We start from the raw sequence: 328 nt of genomic DNA on the forward strand, positions 1-328 counted from the left end.
CTTGAACACCCCGCCGATCCGACCGGAATACAAAAGGCGCAACTCTTCGCTGATGCGGCTCTGCACCTCGTTGGCCACCACTGCCAGACGCTGCCCTTCGGCGGTCATCTCCAGGCCGCGCCCGACCCGATGGAAAAGCGCAAAGCCCAGCCGTTCTTCAAGCTGACGCATCTGCTGGCTGATGGCGCCCGGCGTGACGTGCAGCTCCTCGGCGCAGCGCGTAAAGGAAAGGTGTCGTGCCGCACAGGCGAAGACCTGTAACCAGGCGTGCATCTGTGCGTTGAAAATTCTGCTCATTGAAGAGTTCCGCTAAAGCGTTGCATAGGAA

The 328-nt window shown here is 60.4% G+C and carries 1 protein-coding gene; it reads right to left on the minus strand.

Annotated features, from left to right (window positions below):
- The coding region (locus tag EE949_RS13025) for a LysR family transcriptional regulator (RefSeq protein WP_122664658.1) at window positions 1-297 on the minus strand (297 nt) is incomplete at its 3' end.
- Window positions 298-328: the final 31 nt, after the last annotated feature.

It is taken from the genome of Pseudomonas viridiflava, from assembly GCF_900602065.1.
In the GTDB taxonomy this organism is placed as follows: Bacteria; Pseudomonadota; Gammaproteobacteria; order Pseudomonadales; family Pseudomonadaceae; genus Aquipseudomonas.